Source organism: Actinokineospora diospyrosa, from assembly GCF_024171925.1.
Lineage (GTDB): Bacteria > Actinomycetota > Actinomycetes > Mycobacteriales > Pseudonocardiaceae > Actinokineospora > Actinokineospora diospyrosa.
In genome coordinates this window covers 1-19,941 of sequence record NZ_JAMTCO010000009.1, presented here as the reverse complement: position 1 = coordinate 19,941, position 19,941 = coordinate 1, and the positions used below count along the sequence as shown (strand labels likewise).

General features: G+C 71.7%; 18 protein-coding genes. 12 read left to right on the top strand and 6 right to left on the bottom strand.

Annotated elements, in window-relative coordinates:
- Positions 1–21: 21 nt before the first annotated feature.
- Positions 22–318 carry a hypothetical protein gene (locus LV75_RS18345; RefSeq protein ID WP_253888164.1) on the top strand — a complete coding sequence of 99 codons (297 nt, stop codon included), beginning with the start codon at positions 22–24 and terminating at the stop codon, positions 316–318.
- Between the two features lie 6 nt (positions 319–324).
- Here the strand turns inward: LV75_RS18345 and LV75_RS18340 are convergent, their stop codons facing one another.
- The 5 genes from LV75_RS18340 to LV75_RS18320 all read right to left on the bottom strand — a co-directional run bounded on the left by LV75_RS18340 (position 325) and on the right by LV75_RS18320 (position 3,882).
- Entirely contained in the window at positions 325–696 is a 372-nt protein-coding gene (locus LV75_RS18340; RefSeq protein ID WP_308211004.1) for a pyridoxamine 5'-phosphate oxidase family protein, read from the bottom strand.
- A gap of 10 nt (positions 697–706) precedes the next feature.
- Positions 707–1,648: a sporulation protein gene (locus LV75_RS18335; RefSeq protein WP_253888163.1), complete on the bottom strand. Its 942-nt coding sequence runs from the start codon at positions 1,646–1,648 to the stop codon at positions 707–709.
- Positions 1,649–1,725: 77 nt separating this feature from the next.
- Positions 1,726–2,103, bottom strand: a complete 378-nt coding sequence (locus tag LV75_RS18330) for a RidA family protein (RefSeq protein ID WP_253888162.1) — start codon at positions 2,101–2,103, stop codon at positions 1,726–1,728.
- 10 nt (positions 2,104–2,113) lie between these two features.
- Positions 2,114–2,887, bottom strand: a complete 774-nt coding sequence (locus LV75_RS18325) for an IclR family transcriptional regulator (protein WP_253888161.1) — start codon at positions 2,885–2,887, stop codon at positions 2,114–2,116.
- Positions 2,884–3,882, bottom strand: a complete 999-nt coding sequence (locus LV75_RS18320) for a sugar kinase (protein WP_308211003.1) — start codon at positions 3,880–3,882, stop codon at positions 2,884–2,886. Before LV75_RS18320 ends, LV75_RS18325 begins: the two co-directional genes overlap by 4 nt.
- Positions 3,883–4,172: 290 nt before the next feature.
- Between LV75_RS18320 and LV75_RS18315 the strand changes: the two genes are divergently transcribed.
- From LV75_RS18315 to LV75_RS18300, 4 genes are all read left to right on the top strand, one after another.
- Complete coding sequence (locus LV75_RS18315; protein ID WP_253888160.1) at positions 4,173–5,474, top strand: amino acid deaminase; 1,302 nt, start codon at positions 4,173–4,175, stop codon at positions 5,472–5,474.
- 1 nt (position 5,475) lies between these two features.
- Positions 5,476–7,083, top strand: coding sequence for an N-acyl-D-amino-acid deacylase family protein (locus LV75_RS18310; RefSeq protein ID WP_253888159.1), 1,608 nt, complete (start codon positions 5,476–5,478; stop codon positions 7,081–7,083).
- Position 7,084: 1 nt separating this feature from the next.
- Positions 7,085–8,086 (top strand): lactonase family protein, encoded by a 1,002-nt coding sequence (locus tag LV75_RS18305; RefSeq protein WP_253888158.1) that lies wholly within the window; start codon positions 7,085–7,087, stop codon positions 8,084–8,086.
- A 111-nt stretch (positions 8,087–8,197) separates the two neighbouring features.
- On the top strand, positions 8,198–9,718 hold the full coding sequence (locus tag LV75_RS18300; protein WP_253888157.1) for a beta-N-acetylhexosaminidase: 1,521 nt from the start codon (positions 8,198–8,200) through the stop codon (positions 9,716–9,718).
- Positions 9,719–9,963: 245 nt separating this feature from the next.
- On the opposite strand, the gene LV75_RS18295 is transcribed toward LV75_RS18300, so the two are convergent.
- Positions 9,964–10,752: a GntR family transcriptional regulator gene (locus tag LV75_RS18295; protein ID WP_253888156.1), complete on the bottom strand. Its 789-nt coding sequence runs from the start codon at positions 10,750–10,752 to the stop codon at positions 9,964–9,966.
- Between the two features lie 182 nt (positions 10,753–10,934).
- On the opposite strand from LV75_RS18295, the gene LV75_RS18290 reads away from it, so the two are divergent.
- From LV75_RS18290 to LV75_RS18260, 7 genes are all read left to right on the top strand, one after another.
- Positions 10,935–12,233 carry a sugar ABC transporter substrate-binding protein gene (locus LV75_RS18290; protein WP_372504195.1) on the top strand — a complete coding sequence of 433 codons (1,299 nt, stop codon included), beginning with the start codon at positions 10,935–10,937 and terminating at the stop codon, positions 12,231–12,233.
- A gap of 9 nt (positions 12,234–12,242) precedes the next feature.
- The gene (locus LV75_RS18285) at positions 12,243–13,220 is read left to right on the top strand and encodes a carbohydrate ABC transporter permease (protein WP_253888154.1); all 978 of its coding nucleotides are present in this window, start codon (positions 12,243–12,245) and stop codon (positions 13,218–13,220) included.
- A 4-nt stretch (positions 13,221–13,224) separates the two neighbouring features.
- Entirely contained in the window at positions 13,225–14,058 is an 834-nt protein-coding gene (locus LV75_RS18280; protein ID WP_253888153.1) for a carbohydrate ABC transporter permease, read from the top strand.
- Positions 14,058–15,563, top strand: a complete 1,506-nt coding sequence (locus LV75_RS18275; RefSeq protein WP_253888152.1) for a glycoside hydrolase family 3 N-terminal domain-containing protein — start codon at positions 14,058–14,060, stop codon at positions 15,561–15,563. Before LV75_RS18280 ends, LV75_RS18275 begins: the two co-directional genes overlap by 1 nt.
- Before the next feature lie 149 nt (positions 15,564–15,712).
- Complete coding sequence (locus LV75_RS18270) at positions 15,713–17,359, top strand: glycosyl hydrolase family 18 protein (protein WP_253888151.1); 1,647 nt, start codon at positions 15,713–15,715, stop codon at positions 17,357–17,359.
- A 172-nt stretch (positions 17,360–17,531) separates the two neighbouring features.
- On the top strand, positions 17,532–18,467 hold the full coding sequence (locus LV75_RS18265; protein ID WP_253888150.1) for a GNAT family N-acetyltransferase: 936 nt from the start codon (positions 17,532–17,534) through the stop codon (positions 18,465–18,467).
- Between the two features lie 91 nt (positions 18,468–18,558).
- On the top strand, positions 18,559–19,557 hold the full coding sequence (locus LV75_RS18260) for a toll/interleukin-1 receptor domain-containing protein (RefSeq protein WP_253888149.1): 999 nt from the start codon (positions 18,559–18,561) through the stop codon (positions 19,555–19,557).
- Positions 19,558–19,941: the final 384 nt, after the last annotated feature.

Sequence of the window (19,941 nt, the reverse complement as noted above, 5' to 3'; positions counted from 1 at the left end):
CCGTCGTCCAACCCGGTCGCGGTGCCGCTGACGGCGACCGGTCCGGCCACCCCGGACCCGCGACCGGTCGTGAACGTCCACATCGAACACACCGGTGTCGATCACCGGTCGAGCAGGCACCGCGTCGCCCTCGGCTCGGTCGTCAACCTGACCGTCGCCTCCGATGCGGCTGGTCGGGTGTCTATCGCCGACCTCGGCCTCACAACCGAGATCGGCGGTGGCACTGGACGGGTGCAGTTCACCGCGCTCGTCACCGGCAGCCACGCTGTCGTCCTCACGCCCGGCAACGTCGAGTTGGCCGTGTTGGAGGTCACATGAGCGCGCTCAACGCACGGTGCCCAGGACGCGCTCGAACCGGATCTCGATGACCACGCGTTCCGGGTTGGCCCGGGGTGTGCGGTAGCGCTCGGCGTAGCGGCGTTCGGCGTCGGCGATCCGGGATGGTTCGGTGTGGACGATGGCGGCACCCTCCACTGATGTCCACCTGCGACCGTCCACTTGACACACAACGGCGCGTCCCGTCGCCAGGACGTTCCTGGCTTTGCGGGACGCGCCGGAGGTGATGACGCGGATGACGCCCGCTTCGGCGTCGTAGGTGGCGCCTACCGGGACCACGTGGGGGGTTCCGTCGGGGCGCACCGTGGTGAGGGTGCAGAGGTGGCGTTCTCGCCAGAACTGGTCGAAGTCCGGTGACACGCCGCCCAGGTTAGTCCTCGTCGCCGCCGAAGAAGTCGCCGATCTCGTCGAAGACCTCGCCGAGGACCATGCCGCCGACGATGCCCGCCGCGGCACCGGCCACGACGCCGCCGACGCCGGGGCCGCCGTGGTGGCCGCCGCCGTGGAAGCCGTGCCCGCCGTGACCGGAGTGACCGCCGTGCTGGGCGCGGCGGCCCGCGACCTGGGTGAGCCACTGCTCGATGTTGGCCCGCCAGTCGGTGCGCTCGGCGTCGGCGTGGCTGACGTTGAAGCGGCCGTAGACGTCGCCGCCCGCGGTGAACAGGCCCGCGCGCTTGTCGGCCTCCAGCACGACGGCCATGCCGTTGGGCTCGGTGACGAAGGTCAGCTCGACCTGCGTGATGCCGCGCGCCAGGTGCGCGGGCGGGTAGAACTCGATCTCCTGGAAGAAGGGCAGCTGCTGGTGCACGCCGTGGATGCGGCCCGCCTCCAGGTCCGCGGTCTTGAACTGGAACCCGAGCTGGCTGAACGCGGCGAGCACCGCCTCCTGCGAGCGCAGCGGCACCACGTGCAGCGGGTCGAGGTCGCCCTTGTCGACCGCCTTGGCGACGGCGAGTTCGGTGCGCAGGCCCAGCGCCATGCCGTGCAGGTGGCGGCCGAACACCTCGGTCACCGGGGTCTCCCACGGCACCGGCAGCTGAAACGGGATGGACCGCTGCTGCCCGGCTGGCAGGCTGAAGCGGCCCGCGACCACCGCGCGGTCGAACTCGACCGGCGCCACGCTGTCGTCGGAGCGCTCGACCCTGGTGACCAGCGACAGCGCGACGTAGTCGATGTCGGAGTCGGCGTCGCCGCCGACCATGCGGACCTCACCGGTCAGCACACCGCCGGGATGCACGCGGGAGTTGGACAGCACGGTGTCGACGGACGGGCCGCCAACCCCCAGCGCCCGCAGCATCTTCTTGAAGACCATCGTGACCCTTTCCTCGCACGGGGAGCCGTTCCTCGCCCCTACTGACGCGCCACACCCCGTGTGGTTCCCCCCGTGGTTCAGTCAAGCACGGCCAAAGCGTCGATCTCCACCAGCAGGCCCGCGGGCAGTCCGACGTAGACCGTGGTCCGGGCCGGGCGCGGGTCGGAGAGGAACTTCGCGTACGCGGCGTTCATCTCGGCGAAGTGCGCGGTGTCGGTGAGGTAGACCCGGAACATCACCACGTCGGCCTCGGTGGCGCCCGCCTCGGCGAGCACGGCGAGCACGTTGCGCATGACCTGCTCGGTCTGCTCGGCGACGGTGGTGCCGACCACGGCCCCGGTCTCCGGGTGGAAGGCCACCTGGCCGGCGACCTGGACGATGTTGCCCTTGCGCACCCCCGGCGAGAGCGGGATGTCCGACGGCGCGGTGTGCGGGGTCAGGGCGGTCCTTGGCATGGGTTTCCTCTCAGAGTTCGACCGCGGTCGGTGGTGCCGCGGCCATGTTGTGCCCGCACGCCGCCGAGGCCCGCTCCGCCGCGCGCAGCAGGTCGGGCACCAGGGCGAGCAGGCCGTCGTGGTCGAGCAGGACGCGCGGCACCGACACCGACACCGCGGCGATGACCTCGCCGCGCTGCCCGCGCACCGGGGCGGCGACGCAGTGGATGAAGTCCTCGTGCTCGGAGTCGTCGAGCGCGTACCCGCGCGCGGCGACCCCGGCCAGTTCGGCCAGGTACGCCTCGGCGGAGGTGATGGTGTTGGCCGTCATCGGCACGTAGTCGATCTCCGCGGCGACCCGGTCGCGGCGGCCCGGCTCGAGCGCGGCGACGAGCACCTTGGCGACCGCGGTGCAGTGCAGCGCGGCCCGCTTGCCGACCCGGGAGTACATCCGGACCTGGTGGCGGCTCTCGTACTTGTCGATGTAGACGACCTCGCCGCCCTCGTAGCTGGCCAGGTGCACGGTGTGCCCGGTCAGCTCGTTGAGCTCGCGCAGCGCCGCCTCGGCGCAGCGGCGCACGTCGCGGCTGTCGAGGGAGCGGTTGGCCAGGTCGAACAGGGCGGTGCCGAGGCGGTAGTGGCGGGCGTCGTCGCGCTGGACGAACCGGCGCGACTCCAGGGTGCGCAGCAGCCGCAGCACGGTGGTCTTGTGCACGCCCGCGTGCTCGGCGAGCTGGTCGAGGGTGCGCGGCCCCCCGGCGAGGGCGTCGAGCAGGATCAGCGCGCGGTCGAGGCTCTGGCTCACCGGGCACCGACCCCGGCGCCGGTCCACGCGGTCGCCGCCCAGGTCGCGGCGTCCACGTCGACGAGGCGCTCGAGCACGTCGGCGGGCACCGGGTCGGCGACGTCGTGGTGGGTGCGCAGCACGGTCGCGGCCCGCACGTGGCCGCAGCGCAGCGCCCGCGACGGTGCCGCCCCGTCCAGGGTCGCGGCGAGGTACCCGGCGGCGAAGGCGTCCCCGGCGCCGACCGGCTCCACGACCTCGACCGCCAGCGCCGGTTCGAACACCTCGGGCCGGTCGTGGCGCAGCAGGGTCGCCCCGACGGCGCCCTGCTTCACCACGAGGGTCCCCGGGTTCGGCAGGACCGCCCGGACCTGCGCGGGGGTCGTCGCGCCCCAGACGGTCTCGGCCTCGTCGGCGCCGACGAGGACGGTGTCGGCGCGGTCGGCGAGCTCGCGCAGCACGGCCGGGTCGGCGTCGGCCCACAACGCGGGACGCCAGTTGAGGTCGAAGCTCACCTTGTGGCCCGTCCTCGGCAGGTCCATCACGGCGCGCAGCAGGGCGAGGCAGTCCGGTGAGAGCGCGGCGGTGATCCCGCTGACGTGGATGACCTCGACGCCGGTCAGGTCGAGCCGCTCGAGCAGGTCGGGTCCCATCGCCGAGGCCGCCGACCCGCGCCGGTAGTAGCGGACCGGGCTGCCCGCCGCGTCGCTTTCCTTGACGTAGAGCCCGGTCGGCCGGGTCGGGTCGACCACGACACCGCTGACGTCCACCCCCGCCGAGCCGACCGCGGCCAGCACGGCCCGGCCGAACGGGTCGTCGCCCACGGCGCTCACCCAGGCCGACGGGACACCGATCCTGGCCAGCGTGCTGGCCACGTTGGACTCGGCACCGCCGACGGTGCGGGTCCACGCGGTGACCCCCTCGGCGGGCCCGGCCTCGGCCGGGACGAACACGGCCATCGACTCGCCCAGGCACACAACCCGTGCCCCGGACACCCCGTCACCAGAGTCGCGCACCCAGCCTCCACACCCACCAGAGCATCCGGCGCCGTTGACCGGTACCCGCCAGATGCTACACACTGCGTATCACATAGCGCACTACTCGTTGCGCGCAACGCAATCAGATCGCGCGTGGATCGCGGCCAGGTCGGCGCGCGGAACGCAACCGAGTCCGCCCGGGGCTCCGTCCCGGGGGTGGGATCCGCCAGAGTGCCTGGTCGGCGGGTGACGCCGCCACCACCGCACGGTTGGCTTGTGGTGGATTCACCGGCGGGGCGCCCGACGCCCCGGACAACGAGGGGGCACGGGTGGCTGTTACGGCGCGCATCGACCAGGACGCGGTGGCGGAGCTGGCCGGGGAGCGGCTGGACTGGCGGTTCAAGTCGATCCCGCACGGGCTGTTCGGGCTGACCGTCCGGGAGGCGCTGGCCAGGCGCCCCGGCCTGTTCCGCGACGGGTTCACCGGGCCGGTGGTGGCGCTGGACAACGGGGCCCTCGAGCACAACCTGGCCACCATGGCCGCCTGGTGCGCCGAGCGCGGGCTGGCGCTGGCCCCGCACGGCAAGACGACGATGGCGCCCGCGTTGTTCGCCCGCCAGCTCGGGCACGGCGCGTGGGGCATCACCGCGGCCACGGTCGGGCAGCTGCGGGTGTACCGGGCGTTCGGGGTGAGCCGGGTGCTGTTCGCCAACGAGCTGCTCGACCCGGGCGGTCTGGCCTGGCTGGCCGGGGAGCTGGCCGCGGACCCGGACTTCGAGTTCACCTGCTGGGTGGACTCGGTGCGCGGGGTGGAGCTGATGACCGAGGCGCTGACCGCGGTGCCGCTGACGCGCCCGGTGCGGGTGCTGGTCGAGGTCGGGATCGCGGGCGGCAGGACGGGCGTGCGCGACCAGTCCACCGCCCGCGCGGTGGCCGCGGCGATCACCGCGAGCCCGGCGCTGCGGCTGGCCGGGGTGGGCGGTTACGAGGGGCCCGCCGGGTCGGACGGGAGCGAGGACAGCCTGGCCGCGGTGGACGCGTTCCTGGGCCGGATGCGCGAGACGGTGGCGATGCTGCGCGGCCAGTTCGAGACCGACAGCGTGCTGGTCACCGCGGGCGGCAGCGCGTTCTTCGACCGGGTCGCCGACGCGCTCACCGCGCCGTGGCCCGCGGGGTTGCCCGTGCTGCCGGTGTTGCGCAGCGGTGCCTACATCACCCACGACGACGGCTTCTACCGCGGCGTCTCCCCGCTGGGCGCGCACCCGAGGGTGTCCTCGGTGCCGCCGCTGCGCTCGGCGCTGCGGGCCTGGGCGCAGGTGGTGTCGCGGCCGGAGCCGGGGTTGGCGCTGCTGGCGGTGGGCAAGCGGGACGTGCCCTACGACATCGACCTGCCCGAGCCGCAGGTGCTGCGGACCGCGACCGGCACGCACGGGCTGCACGACGCCCGGGTGAGCGCGCTCAACGACCAGCACGCGTTCCTCGCGGTCGGGTCGCACACCCGCATCGCGGTGGGCGACTGGGTCGGTCTCGGCCTGTCGCACCCGTGCACGGTGTTCGACAAGTGGCAACTGCTGCCGCTCACCGGGACCGACGGTGAGACCGTCGTGGACCTGGTCCGTACCTTCTTCTGACATGACCGCACCGGACATCCTCTTCCGTGGGCCAACAGTCGTAGACGGCACCGGCTCGCCCGGCTACCGGGCCGACGTGCTCGTGAGCGCGGGCCGGGTCGCCGCCCTCGACCCGGCCGGTGAGCTGGCGCGGCGGGGCCCGGGGCGGGTGGTGGACGCCGACGGGCTGGTGCTGGCGCCGGGGTTCATCGACATGCACTCGCACTCGGACCTGCGGCTGCTGGCCGAGCCCGACCACCTGGCCAAGGTGTCGCAGGGGGTCACGCTGGAGGTGCTGGGGCAGGACGGGCTGTCCTACGCCCCGGTGGACGACCGCACCATCGAGGTGCTGCGCGAGCAGCTGTCGGGCTGGAACGGCGACCCGCCCGGGTTCGACTGGAACTGGCGCGACGTGGGCTGCTACCTGGGCCGGTTGGACAAGGGGATCGCGGTCAACGCCGCCTACCTGGTGCCGCACGGGACGGTGCGGATGCTGGTGATGGGCCTGGACGACCGGCCCGCCACGGCCGCGGAGCTCGAGCGGATGCGGGAGGTCACCGCGGCGGGGTTGCGCGAGGGCGCGGTGGGCCTGTCCGCGGGGCTGACCTACACGCCCGGCATGTACGCGGACATGGCGGAACTGGAGGCGCTGTGCGAGGTCGTGGCCGCGCACGACGGGTACTTCAGCCCGCACCACCGCAGCTACGGGGCGGGCGCACTGGAGGCCTATAGAGAGATGGTGGAGCTGAGCCTGCGCACGGGCTGCCCGCTGCACTTGGCGCACGCCACCATGAACTTCCCCGAGAACGCAGGCAAGGCAGGCGACCTGCTGGCACTGCTCGACGACGCGATCGCGCGGGGCGCTGACATCACCTTGGACAGTTACCCCTACCTGGCTGGCGCGACCTACCTGTCGGCGTTGCTGCCGAGTTGGGCGGCCGCGGGCGGCGTGGCCGAGACCCTGGTCCGGTTGTCCGATGTGGACACCAGGGAGCGGGTCCGGGTGGACCTGGAGGTGCGCGGCTCCGACGGCTGCCACGGCGTCCCGGTGGACTGGACCACCATCGAGATCAACGCGGTGCGGCTGGCGGCCAACCGGCACCTGGTCGGGCGCACCGTCGCCGAGTCGGCCGCCGCGGCCGGGGTCGCCCCGTTCGACCTGTTCGCCGACACGCTGCTCGCCGAGCGGCTGGGCACCTCGTGCCTGATGCACGTGGGCCACGAGGACAACGTGCGGGCGATCATGCGCCACCCCGCGCACACCGGCGGCAGCGACGGCCTGCTGGTCGGCGACCGGCCGCACCCCCGGGCGTGGGGCACCTTCCCCCGCTACCTGGGCCACTACGTGCGCGAGGCGGGCGTGCTGGGCCTGGAGGAGTGCGTCGCGCACCTGACCGGGCGGGCCGCGCGCAGGCTCCGGCTGAGCGACCGCGGCCTGGTCCGGGTGGGCCACGCCGCGGACCTGGTGCTGTTCGACCCGGTCTCGGTCGCCGACACCGCCACCTACCCCGAGCCCCGGCAGCGGGCGACCGGCATCGCGCACGTGCTGGTCAACGGTGTCCCGGTGCTCGAGGGCGGCGAGCCGACCGGCGCGCTGCCCGGCCACTCCATCCGACGGACAGGTGCCTGAGATGACCCGTACCGCCTACATCGGCACCCTCGACGGCGACGGGCTGGTGGTGGCCACCGAGGACGGTGGGCCGCTCACCGTCACCGGCGCGCTCCGGCAGGTGCGCGAGCCCTCCGCACTGGCCCTCAGCGCGGACCGGTCCACCCTCTACGCGGTGTCGGAACTGCCCGACGGGGTCGTGACCGCGGTGGACGTCACCGACCCCCAGCGGCCCGTGGTGCTGGCCGCGCAACCCTCGGGCGGCGCGGGTCCGACGCACCTGGCGGTGTTCGGCAGGCACCTGGTCACCGCGCACTACAGCGACGGCGTCGTGACCAGCCACCCGCTCGACCCCGACGGCTCACCGCGCCCGCTGGGGTCGGCGCTGCTGCTGGAAGACCCGGCGAGCGGCGCGGCCCCGCACGCCCACCAGGTGGTGCCGGACCCGAGCGGCCGGTGGCTGCTGGCGACCGCGCTCGGCCTCGACGCGGTGTTCGTGCTGCGCCTGGACCAGGCCACCGGGGAGCTCGCCGAACACTCCCGGATGGACCTCCCGGCCAGGACCGGGCCCCGGCACCTGGTGTTCCACCCGGACGGTGACCGGGTGTTCGTGCTCGGCGAACTGACCCCGACGGTCACCGCGGCGGCGTGGGACCCGGCCACCGGGGTGCTCGAGCGCGGCGCCGCGGTGACCGTCACCGGCCCCGGCGCGCCGGACCCGACCTACCCGGCGGAGATCATCACCAGCCCCGACGGCCGGTTCCTCTACGTGAGCACGCGCGGTGAGAACGCGGTGGGGGTTTTGCGGATCGGCCCCGGTGCGCCACAATTGGTCCAGACCTCCTCAGCGGGTGGCGCATGGCCACGGCATTGCGCGCTCGGACCGGACGGGACCTGGCTGTACGTGGCCAACCAGCACTCCGGCACGGTCGCCTGGTTGCCGCTCGACCCGGCCACCGGGCTACCCGGACCGGTCGCGGGAGAGGTCACCGTGCGTGGTGCCTGCTGGGTCGCCTTCGCCTGATCCGGCGGTGCTTGTGCCACCGGGACGGCGGCCCTACCATCCACACCATTGCCGCCAGTGAAACGAAGGTTGCACAGAGCGCAACCGAACGTGGAAGGGACCGCCGCTCCGATGACCGGCTTCGAGACCCTGCTCCCCCGGCCGGTCTCGGCCAGGCGGGACCCCGGCGCGCTGCTGGTCGACTCCCCCGCCGCGGTGCTCGACACCTCCACAGTGGCGCTCGACCCGGTCGCCGTGCCACGCCCCGGGGGATACCGACTTTCCATATCGCCCACGGGCGTAGACGCTCGGGCGCACGACCCGGCTGGCGCCTTCCACGCCGTGCAGACGTTGCGCCAACTGCTCGGTCCGGACGCCTTCCGCGCCGCCGACGTCCACCGGGGACCGTGGGAACTGCCCTGCGGCGAGATCACCGACCACCCCCGCTTCGGCTGGCGCGGGGTGCTGCTGGACGTGGCCAGGCACTTCATGCCCAAGGCTGGCGTGCTGCGGTTCCTGGACCTGATGGCCGCGCACAAGCTCAACGTGCTGCACCTGCACCTGACCGACGACCAGGGCTGGCGGGTCGAGGTGCCCGGGTACCCGTTGCTGACCGAGGTCGGCGCGTGGCGCGCAGGCTCGTGGGTCGGCAGGCAGCCCGACGGCGACGACAGCCACGACAACCGCCCGCACGGCGGCTTCTACAGCACCGACGACCTGCGCGAGATCGTCGCCTACGCGCGGGCCAGGCACATCACCGTGGTGCCCGAGATCGACCTGCCCGGGCACAGCCAGGCCGCCATCGCGGCCTACCCGCACCTGGGCGTCACCAAGGACCCGGTCGAGGTGTGGCACGCCTGGGGGGTCAGCGAGGCCGTGCTGGACCCGGCGGAGTCCACCCTGGACTTCCTGCGCGCGGTCCTCGACCACGTGCTCGCGATCTTCGACTCGCCGGTGATCTGCCTGGGCGGCGACGAGGTGCCGACCACCCAGTGGCACGCGAGCACCGCGGTCAAGGCCAGGGTCGAGGAGCTCGGCCTGGACTCCCCCGACGAGCTGCACGGCTGGTTCATCCGCACGATGGCCGCGCACCTGGCCGCGAACGGGCGACGGGTGCTGGGCTGGGACGAGATCCTCGACGCCGGTGACCTGGCCGACGGCGCGATCGTGGCGTCCTGGCGCGGCGAGGCAGCGGGTGTGCGCGCGGCGCTGGCGGGGCACGATGTGGTCATGTGCCCCGAGCAGCGGGTCTACCTCGACCACCGGCAGTCCGACGACCCGGACGAGCCGATCCCGGTCGGTTTCGTGCGCACGCTGGCCGACGTGCGCGGCTACGAGCCGATCCCCGCCGAGCTGCCCGCGGCGGCGCACCCGCGGGTGCTGGGCGCGCAGGCGCAGCTGTGGTCGGAGCACTTCGACAACCCGCGGCGCGTCGATTACGCTGCCTTCCCCCGCCTCGCCGCGTTCGCCGAGGTGGTCTGGAGCCCGCGGACCGCACCCGGTCGCGCGGACACCGAGGAGTTCGTCGAGCGGGTGGCCACCCACCACCTGCCCCGGCTGGACGCGCTCGGGGTGGAGTACCGGCCACTGACCGGTCCCCGGCCCTGGCAGCGCAGACCTGGAGTGCCCGGCCGGCCCTACCCGGACCGGTGACCCCCGCGACGTCGTCCCCACCGAAGTCGGCACCGATGACCACCCGGCCCACGACCCCGCAGCCGAGCAGAGGAGAGCACCCCGCGACCGCCGAGGCGGCCGCCAGGACGTCCCCCGCGGCGTCCCAGCCCCACCGCACCGGAGCCCCCCGGGGAAACCGCGGCAGCGACAATGCGCGCGCGGTGCCCGGTGGCGTTCGGGGAATGCATTCCGGCCCGGCGAACCCGCCGAACCGGAATGGTCGTTCAGCGCTCCCGCTCGCGTTCGGTGGATTCATCCGACGATTGCGGGGAGACCAAGGTCGCAACGAACTTGTAACGGTCTCCCCGGTATACCGACCGCACCCATTCCACCGGTCGGCCCTCGGTGTCGAAGGAATGGCGCGACAGCAGCAGCATGAGCGCGCCCGCCTCATTGCCCAGCAGCGCGGCCTCGGCCGGGGTGGCCAGCGCGGTCTCGATGGTCTCCTCCGCGTGCCCCAGTTCGACCCCGTAGTGCTGGTAGAGCACGCCGTAGAGCGAGCCGTCGCCGACGAAGCGGTCCAGGCCGGGGAAGCGCGGCAGCGGCAGCCGCGAGGTCTCGATCGCCATGGGCTCGCCGTCGGCCCGGCGCAGCCTGCGCAGGCGCAGCACGTCGTCGCCGGAGCGGATGCCCAGCAGGGCGGCCAGCTCCGGGTCGGCGGCCCCGATCCGGGCGTCGAGCAGCGACGACGTCGGTCTGCGGCCGTGCGAGCGCATGTCCTCGGTGTAGGAGGACAGCTGCAGCCGCTGGGTCAGCTTGCCCTCGCCAGCGAAGGTCCCGCTGCCGTGCACGCGGGTCAGCCTGCCCTCCGCGGTCAACTCCGCGAGGGCCTTGCGCACGGTCGTGCGGGAGACGCCGAACTCGCTGGCCAGGGCTCGCTCCCCGGGCAGCGAGCCACCCGGGGACACCGCCCGCAAGAGGTCGGCCAGGCGCTCCTTGAGCTCCCAGTGCTTCGGTGTTCGAGGCGATTTCTTCCCGTTTTCCACGGCATCGCCAGGCAGGTTCTCGCCCATGTTGTTCCTTGCTCGCCCATGCGTCGGCGACCCGTGTCGAGACGGACATCTGATGTCACGTTTAAGCATTTATCTTGACAGCCGGAGAAGCTCGGACCACTCTAATCGCAATGGTCTAAACCACTCAAGTCCTTCGCTCCTCTCGTGCCGGGAGGAGCAGCGTCCGGAAGGAATGCATCACCGTGAGAAGTTGGTCGAAGGCTTTGGTCGGGGGGTTCGCGGTCGCGCTCGCGGTCGCGGGGTGTGCCGGTTCCGGAGGTGAGACGGGGACCTCGTCCTCGGCTCCCGCGCCCTCGGGTCCGCGCACGCTGACTGTGTGGCTGATGAACGGGTCGGCTCCCACCGTGCTGACCGACACGCTGCACAAGGAGTTCCAGGACTCGCACAAGGACGTCACCGTCAAGTACGAGATCCAGCAGTGGAACGGCATCCAGGACAAGCTGACCACCGCGCTGGCCAGCAACGACGCGCCTGACGTGATCGAGATCGGCAACACCCAGGCGCCCAAGTTCGCCAGCGAGAACGTGCTGGAGGACCTGACCGCCAACGTCGCCGACTTCAACGGCCCCAACTGGCTGGCCAGCCTCAAGGACTCCGGCTCGTGGGACGGCAAGCAGTACGCCATCCCGTTCTACGCCGCGAACCGCGAGATCCTCTACCGCAAGGACCTCTTCGAGCAGGCGGGCATCACCGCGCCGCCCACCTCCCGCGAGGAGTGGCTGGCCGCCATCGGCAAGCTGAAGGCCAAGTTCGGCAGCGACCCGGACTTCCAGGCGCTGTACCTGCCGGGCCAGAACTGGTACTCGCTGCTGTCGTTCATCTGGGACGAGGGCGGCGACATCGCCAAGAAGGACGGCACCAAGTTCACCGCCACGCTCGACAGCGCGGAGGCCAAGGCGGGCCTGGAGTTCTACAAGAAGCTGGTCGAGGAGTCGGGCACCAAGGCGCCCAAGGACGCCGACGAGCAGACCCCCGAGCAGGCGGGCATCTACGGCGGCGGCAAGGTCGCCATGTTCATCGGCCTGCCGTGGGAGCTGCCCACCGCCGCCAAGTCGGACCCGACGATCAAGGACAAGACCGGGGCCTTCCCGATCCCGTCCAAGACCGCTGGCAAGACCGCGCCGGTCTTCCAGGGCGGCTCGAACCTGGCCATCCCGGCCAACAGCAAGGACAAGGACCTCGCCCGCGACTACCTGAAGCTGATCGCCAGCGACAAGTACCAGGGTGAGTTCGCCAAGGTCGGCATGATCCCGGGCACCTCGAAGGACGTCAGCGCCCTGGAGGCCGACCCGATCAACGCCGCGATGGCCAAGGCCTCGGCCAACGGCAAGGCCGTCCCGGCCACCCCGGGCTGGGCGACCATCGAGGCCGGGCAGAACCCGATCAAGGACCTGCTCACCGCCTACCTGACCGGTGCCAAGTCGATCGACCAGGCCACCAAGGACGCCAATGACGCGCTGAACAAGGCGTTCTCCGGCTAGCGGGACGAGATGACCTCAACCGTGGACACCGCGCGGCCTGCGGGGAACCCCCCGCCGGCCGCGCGGCCCGGCGCGCGGCGCCGGGCCCGTCGCCCCCTGTCCGAGACAGCCCTCCCCTACCTGATGCTCGCGCCCGCGGTCGTGCTGATGCTGGCGCTGCTGGCCTGGCCCGCGCTGCAGGTGCTGGCGATCAGCTTCCGCAAGCTCGACCTCGGCGAACTCGTCCGCGGTGAGCTCAAGTGGATCGGTTTCGACAACTACACCGCGATCCTGACCGACCCGGAGTTCTGGGTCATCGGCCTGCGCACCGTGCTGTTCACCGCGGTCGTCGTGCTCACCACGCTGCTGCTGGGCCTGGGCATCGCGGTGCTGATGCGGCACCTGAGCGGGTGGGTGCGCATCGTGCTGCAGGTCTGCCTGGTGCTGGCCTGGGCCACCCCGATCATCGCCACCACCACGGTCTTCCAGTGGATCTTCGACCAGCAGTACGGGATCTTGAACAAGACCCTGGTGCTGATCGGGTTCGACTCCTTCAAGGGCTACTCCTGGTTCACCAGCGGCACCTCAACGCTGGCCGTGGTCGGCCTGCTGGTGGTGTGGCAGGCGGTGCCGTTCATCGCCTTCACCCTCTACGCCGGGCTGGTCAGCACGCCGAAGGACCTCTACGAGGCCGCCGCGATCGACGGCGCGTCCGGGTGGGCGGCCTTCCGCGCGGTGAGCTGGCCCTCGGTGCGCCCGCTGCTCACCCTGGTCACGTTCCTGTCGGTGCTGTGGGACTTCAAGGTCTTCACCCAGGTCTGGGCCATCCGCCAGGGCGGCCCGGACGGGGAGAGCACGACCCTGCCGGTGCTGCTCTACCTCAGGGGCATCGCGGCCAGCCACTTCGGCGTGTCCGCCGCGGTCGCGGTGCTGATGCTGGTGGTCCTGGTCGCGGTCACCTGGCGGTACATGCGACTGCTGGTCCGCTCACCGGAAACGGAGCTGTAGAGCCATGCTGCACAAGTCGCCCGCCCAGCGCGTGGCCCTCGCGGTGTTCGGCCTGGTGCTGGCCGGGTTCTTCCTGTTCCCGACCTACTGGATGTTCACCACCGCGCTCAAGACCCCGGCGCAGATCCTCTCGCCCGCCTACGACCTGATCCCGACCACGGCGACGCTGAAGAACTTCGTCAACGCCATCACCAAGCCCGACTTCACGACCTTCCTGACCAACAGCCTGATCGTCACCCTCGGCGCGGTCGCCTGCGCGCTGGCGGCGGGGCTGCTGGCCGCGGTGCCGCTGGCGCGGTTGCGCTTCCGCGGCCGCAAGGGCTTCATCCTGCTGGTGCTGATCGCGCAACTGGCGCCGCTGGAAGCGCTGTTCGTGCCGATGTACCTGATCATGCGCGACGCCGACCTGCTCAACTCGCTGTGGGGCCTGCTGCTGGTCTACGTGGCCTTCACGCTGCCGTTCACGGTGTGGACGCTGCGCGGCTTCGTCAAGGGCATCCCGATCGAGCTGGAAGAGGCCGCGATGGTCGACGGCTGCGGGCGCTGGGGCGTGTTCACCCGCGTCACGCTGCCGCTGCTGGGCCCCGGCCTGGTCGCCACCTCGGTGTTCAGCTTCATCACCGCGTGGAACGAGTTCCTCTACGCGCTGGTGTTCATGCGGGAGAAGGACAAGCAGACGCTGCCGGTGTGGCTCTCCTCGTTCAAGACCGCGTTCGGCACCGACTGGGGCGGCATCATGGCGGCCTCGGTGATCTACGCGATCCCCGCGCTGATCTTCTTCCTGCTGGTGCAGCGCAAGCTGGTCTCGGGTTCCACGGCCGGGGCGGTGAAGGGCTGATGGCCACCTCGCGCTTGCACGCGCTGGCCGAAGCCGTGCTGCTGCCCGGGTTCGCGGGCACGAGCGCCCCGGACTGGGTGCTGGCCAGGTTGGCCGAGGGCCTGGGCGGGGTGGTGCTCTTCGGGCGCAACATCGTCGACGACGAGCAGGTCGCCGCGCTGACCGCGCAACTGCGGGCCGAGCGCGGTGACGTGGTCATCGGCATCGATGAGGAGGGTGGCGACGTCACCAGGCTCGACGCCGCCACCGGTTCCACGCTGCCCGGGCCGCTGGCGCTCGGCGCGGCGGGCGACCTCGGCCTCACCGCCGAGGTCGGCACCGCGCTGGGCGCCCGGCTCGCCGCCTGCGGGGTCACCCTGGACCTCGCGCCGTGCGCGGACCTGACGCTGACCCTGGACGACCCGATCATCGGGGTGCGCGCCTTCGGCGCGGACCCCTACGCGACGGCCGCGCACGTGGCCGCCTACGTGCGCGGCATGCAGAGCGCCGGTGTCGCCGCCTGCGCCAAGCACTTCCCCGGCCACGGCGCGTCCACCTCGGACTCGCACTTCACGCTGCCGGTGCTGCCGCGCACGCCGGAGGAGCTCGACGCGGTGGAGCTCGTCCCGTTCCGGGCGGCCATCGCCGCCGGGGTGCGGTCGGTGATGACCGGGCACCTGGTGGTGCCCGAGTGGGGCGACGACCCCGCCACGGTCAACCCGACGGCGATCCTGGACGTGCTGCGCGGGCAGCTGGGCTTCACCGGGGCGGTGGTCACCGACGCGCTGGAGATGGGCGCGGTGGCCGGGCACCTGGGCAACGCGGCGGGCCTCGCCGACGCCGCGGTGCGCTCGCTGCGCGCGGGCGCGGACGCGCTGTGCATCGGCGGCGAGATCGCCGACGCCGACGCGGTGGCCGTGATCGTCGAGCGGATCGTCGCGGAGGTCGTGGCGGGCACGCTGTCCGAGCAGCGGTTGGCCGAGGCCGCCGAGCGCACCCGCTCGTTGGGGGTCGCGCCAGCGGGCGGTGTCGCCGCGCGCGACGAGGTGGAGCTGGGCATGGCCGTGGCGCGCAAAGCGACCCGGACCACCCACCTGCCCGCGCTGTCCCAAGAACTGGTGGTGGTCGACGTCGAGGTCGAACCGACCATCGCCGCGGGCCCGGTCCCCTGGGGACTCGGACCGCACCTGGTCGAACTGCTCCCCGGCACGAGGGCCCTGCGGGTGACCGCGGCGGAGCCGGGCGGGCTGTTCGAGCTGGCGCGCGGGCGGGAGGTCGTCGTGACCACCCGTGACGCGCACCGGCACCCCGCGGTGCTCGAGCTGGTGGCGGGCCTGGTGCGGGCCGCCACCGCCGTCGTGCACGTGGAGACCGGCACGGCGGGGCCCGATCTGGGCGCGCTGGGCCGGATCGACACCTTCGGCGGCTCGCGCTCGAGCCTGCGCGCGGCGGCGGAGGTGATCAGCGCAGCCGCGGTGTCCGGTCGAGCCAGGCACACCAACCCCACCGGTCTCACCGATCGGTGACCGCGCGTGTTCGCACGCGCACCCAGACGGTCCGTTCGATTGGCGGCACTACTCCATTCGAGTGAGACTATTGGTCTAGACCTTGTCCCGAATAATTGGTCTGGACCACGGTAGACAGTGTTATCCCTGCTCCCTTCCGAGGTGAACAATTGTCCAGGATCAGATGGCACCTGACCGCGGCGGCCATCGCCGCGGCCGCCGTCACGTTCGGAATCGTGGCAGCGCCAGCCAGTGGCGCCGCTTCGCCCACCGCCGAGTTCCAGAAGACGCAGGACTGGGGATCCGGCTGGACGGGCAAGGTCACCGTGCGCAACGGTGGCAGCTCCGCGCTCACCAGCTGGGTCGTCGAGTTCGACCTGCCCGCGGGCACCAGCATCCCGTCCGCGTGGGACGCGTCGCTGACCAAGACGGGTAATCACTACAAGTTCTCGAACCTGTCCTGGAACGGCAACGTCCCGGCCGGTGGCACGGCCTCGTTCGGGTTCAACGGCTCGGGCCCCGGCTCGCCGAGCAACTGCACGCTCAACGGTCAGGCGTGTGGCGGCGGCACCAACCCGACCACCACCACGACGACCACGACCACGACGTCGCCGACCTCGTCGACCACGACCACGACGTCGTCGTCCACCACGACGACCACGACCTCCTCCTCGTCGTCGACCACGACCACCACGACGGGCAACCCCCCGCCGGGGAACAAGCTCGTGGGCTACTTCATCCAGTGGGGCGTCTACGGGCGCAACTTCCACGTGAAGAACGTCGACACCAGCGGTTCGGCGGCGAAGCTGACGCACATCAACTACGCGTTCGGCAACGTCCAGAACGGCCAGTGCACCATCGGTGACTCCTACGCCGACTACGACAAGGCCTACACCGCCGCCGACAGCGTCGACGGTGTCGCCGACACGTGGGACCAGCCGCTGCGCGGCAACTTCAACCAGCTGCGCAAGCTGAAGAAGAAGTACCCGAACCTGAAGGTCCTCTGGTCCTTCGGTGGCTGGACCTGGTCCGGCGGCTTCGGCCAGGCGTCGAAGAACCCGGCCGCGTTCGCCGACTCCTGCTACAAGCTGGTCGAGGACCCCCGTTGGGCCGACGTGTTCGACGGCATCGACATCGACTGGGAGTACCCGAACGCCTGCGGTCTGACCTGCGACACCAGCGGTCCGGACTCGTTCAAGGCGGTGACCCAGGCCCTGCGCAACAAGTTCGGCGCGAACAACCTGATCACCGCGGCGACCTCGGCCGACGGTGCCGACGGCGGCAAGCTCGACGTCGCCGACTACGCGGGCGCGGTCCAGTACCTGGACTGGGTCATGCCGATGACCTACGACTTCTTCGGCGCGTGGGACACCAAGGGCCCGACCAACCCGCACTCGCCGCTGACCGCCTACCCCGGTATCCCGAAGGACAAGTGGACCACCGAGGGCGCGATCAACAAGTTCAAGTCCAAGGGCATCCCGGCGAGCAAGATCCTGTTCGGCGTCGGCTTCTACGGCCGCGGCTGGACCGGCGTCACGCAGGCCACCCCGGGCGGCACCGCGACCGGTGCGGCCCAGGGCACCTACGAGGCCGGGTTCGAGGACTACAAGGTCCTCAAGACGAAGTGCCCCTCCACCGGCACCATCGGTGGCACCGCGTACGCGTTCTGCGGCGGCAACTGGTGGGGTTACGACACCCCCGCCACTGTCGCGGGCAAGCGCAACTGGGGCAAGGCGCAGGGTCTCGGCGGCTCCTTCTTCTGGGAGCTCTCCGGCGACACCTCCAACGGTGAGCTGATCACCGCGCTGCGCGGCTAGATCTCCGGCTGGGACGGGCCGGATGTGGGCGGCTGCTCGGGTCAACCCCGGGCAGCCGCTCAGCCCGTTGCAGCCGGGTGTGTTGTGGCAGGCAGACCGCCGGTCTGCCCCTTAGAACTTCTTCTCACTCGGCGCGCCTGCCCACGAGGCGGCGCTCACGCGGAGGTGCCACGTGGACGTGGACGACGGGGACGCGGGACTGGAGCTGGTACACCTGCTGCGCCGGATCACCGGCAGACTCGACCTGATGGCCGCGGAGTTCGCCGCCGCCAACGGCCTGCATCCGACGGACCTGCGCGCGCTGATGCACCTGCTCGACGCGCGGCGCGAAGAGGTCCCGGCGACGCCGGGGTGGCTCAGCGGCAAGCTGGCGCTCAACTCGGCCTCGGTCACGGCCCTGGTCGACCGCTTGGTCCGCGCGGGCTACGTGCGCAGAACCCGGGACAACCGGGACCGCAGACGGGTCCTGCTCAGCGTCCAGGACGACGCGATCCGCCTCGGCTGGTCGTTCTACGGCGGCCTGATCACCGACATGGTCGACGCCATGCGCGAGTTCGACGGGGCCGAGCTGGCCCTGGCCCGCCGCTTCCTGGACCGCATCCACGACGTCGTGCGCGCGGACAAGCCCACCAACCCGACGGTGCGGTTGGTGCCGCTGGACGAGGCGACCACCGAGCGGCTGCTGAGCGTGGCGGTGCACGAGGCGCGCCCGATCGACGTGATGCCGGTCCCGGACAGCACGAGCACGTGGACCCCGGCGACGGAGAACGCGTTCCGCGAGTTCCACCGCGCGCACTTCCACGGCGCGAACGGGACGGTGATGTACGCGGTGGAGGCGGAGGGCAGCCTGACCGGCATGATCCGGATGGCCCGGCTCTCGCAGGACGAGGCGGAGACCGGCATGTGGTTGGGCCGCTCCGCGCGCGGCAAGGGGATCGGGACCGCCGCCCTGCGGGCCCTGGTCACCGAGGCCGCCGCCGCGGGCGTGCGCACGATCGTCGCGGACACCTCGACGGGCAACGCCGCGGCGCTCGGGGCACTGCGCACCTGCGGTGCCACCCTGACCCACCGGGGCGACGACGTGCGGGCCGAACTGCCCATCGGCTAGGGACCCCGCTGGTTGACGATCGCGTCCTCATGCTCGGCTGAGGGCGCGATTGCCTTCTGCGGCTACCTTCTGCGGCCGGGAAACCCGTGGGATGATCGCCGACGCCCACGCGCCCGCCGGAGGGGACCCGACCTTGCCCCAGGTGTTCGTCAGCTACGCGCACGACACAACCGAGCACGAGGACGACGTCCGCTTCCTCGCCCGCCTCCTGGTCGCCGCAGGCATCGACGTCGTGCTGGACCAGTGGGTGCACGAGCGCCAGGACTGGCAGGCCTGGGCCACCCGCGCGATCCTCACCACCGACCACACCATCGCCGTCGCCTCACCCCGCTACGCCGCCGCGGCCAGCGGAACCGCCCACGCCGACCGGGTGCTCGCCGAGACGACGATCCTGCGCGACCTTCTGCACCAGTCCCCCCGCGAGTGGACCGCCAAGATCCTCCCGGTCGTCCTACCCACCCACTCCCCCGCCGACCTCCCGCGGTTCCTGATGCCCGCGCTGACCGGTCACTACGCGGTCACCGAGCTGAGCAGCCCCGGGATCGAGGACCTGGTCCGCGTGATCACCAAACAGCGACGCCGGGTCAAGCCCGCTCCCGGGGACGTTCCGCCGCTGCCCCCTGAGCCCGAACCCGCCCAACACCGGTCGGCCCCACCCCAGGACATCAAGCGGTACGCGGCCGAGATATCTCCACTGTGCCTGGCGATCCGCGCCAACCTGGTCAAGGTCGACCAGGACATCGAGGTCCCCCCTCTGCGGACCAAAGCAGGGCGGAAGGCGAACGCGCTCCAGATGCGCCGCTACCACGAGGTCCTCGACGCGGGCTGGTGGAAACTCAGCTCCGTGCGCCTCCCGACCAGTGAGGAAGACCGCCGCCGAATACGCCAATGGCAGGAGATCTATCTGCGCCTCTTGGCCGCTTATGGCATGACCGCGATGTGGATGGAGAGGTGGGCGAGCAGACCAGCCGCGTTGGGTCTCATCCCGCCAGTCACCGCCTCGGTAGCCGGAGTCCACACTCTGAAGCTGCACAGGGAGTTCACCCACCAGAGCAAGCTACTCGGCATCATCGACCCCACCGGCGGTTAACCCACGCCCTTGGATACCCCAAATGCTGTGGTTAGCAAGCCCTGGACACTCGGACCCCTTGGCGCCAACTCGCCCCCCGCCAGGTCCACCCCAACCCACAGTGCCAGCCCCTCTGGACACTCGGAAGTTGCGGTGCCAACCCGTCCCCGTCAGGTCCGCCCCAGCCCACCTGCTCAGCCCCTAGACACTCGGACTCGGCGGTGCCAACTCGCTTTCGTCAGGTCCGCCTCAGCCCGCCTTCCCAGCCCCGCGCAGTCGGAGTCGCTGGTGCCAGGCCAGCTCGATGGGGCGGACTTGTTTTGCGTGGGGGGACGGCACCCGTAGCGTCGGTAGCGGACAGGGCCATGCTTTTCGGCCCCTGCTGTGCGGTCCTGCCACGGGTGT

Coding starts and splice junctions, on each gene's coding strand:
- LV75_RS18335 (WP_253888163.1), bottom strand. CDS start 1,648: ATGGTCTTCAAGAAGATGCTGCGGGCGCTGGGGGTTGGCGGCCCGTCC.
- LV75_RS18330 (WP_253888162.1), bottom strand. CDS start 2,103: ATGCCAAGGACCGCCCTGACCCCGCACACCGCGCCGTCGGACATCCCG.
- LV75_RS18310 (WP_253888159.1), top strand. CDS start 5,476: ATGACCGCACCGGACATCCTCTTCCGTGGGCCAACAGTCGTAGACGGC.
- LV75_RS18305 (WP_253888158.1), top strand. CDS start 7,085: ATGACCCGTACCGCCTACATCGGCACCCTCGACGGCGACGGGCTGGTG.
- LV75_RS18300 (WP_253888157.1), top strand. CDS start 8,198: ATGACCGGCTTCGAGACCCTGCTCCCCCGGCCGGTCTCGGCCAGGCGG.
- LV75_RS18295 (WP_253888156.1), bottom strand. CDS start 10,752: ATGGGCGAGAACCTGCCTGGCGATGCCGTGGAAAACGGGAAGAAATCG.
- LV75_RS18285 (WP_253888154.1), top strand. CDS start 12,243: ATGACCTCAACCGTGGACACCGCGCGGCCTGCGGGGAACCCCCCGCCG.
- LV75_RS18280 (WP_253888153.1), top strand. CDS start 13,225: ATGCTGCACAAGTCGCCCGCCCAGCGCGTGGCCCTCGCGGTGTTCGGC.
- LV75_RS18275 (WP_253888152.1), top strand. CDS start 14,058: ATGGCCACCTCGCGCTTGCACGCGCTGGCCGAAGCCGTGCTGCTGCCC.
- LV75_RS18260 (WP_253888149.1), top strand. CDS start 18,559: ATGATCGCCGACGCCCACGCGCCCGCCGGAGGGGACCCGACCTTGCCC.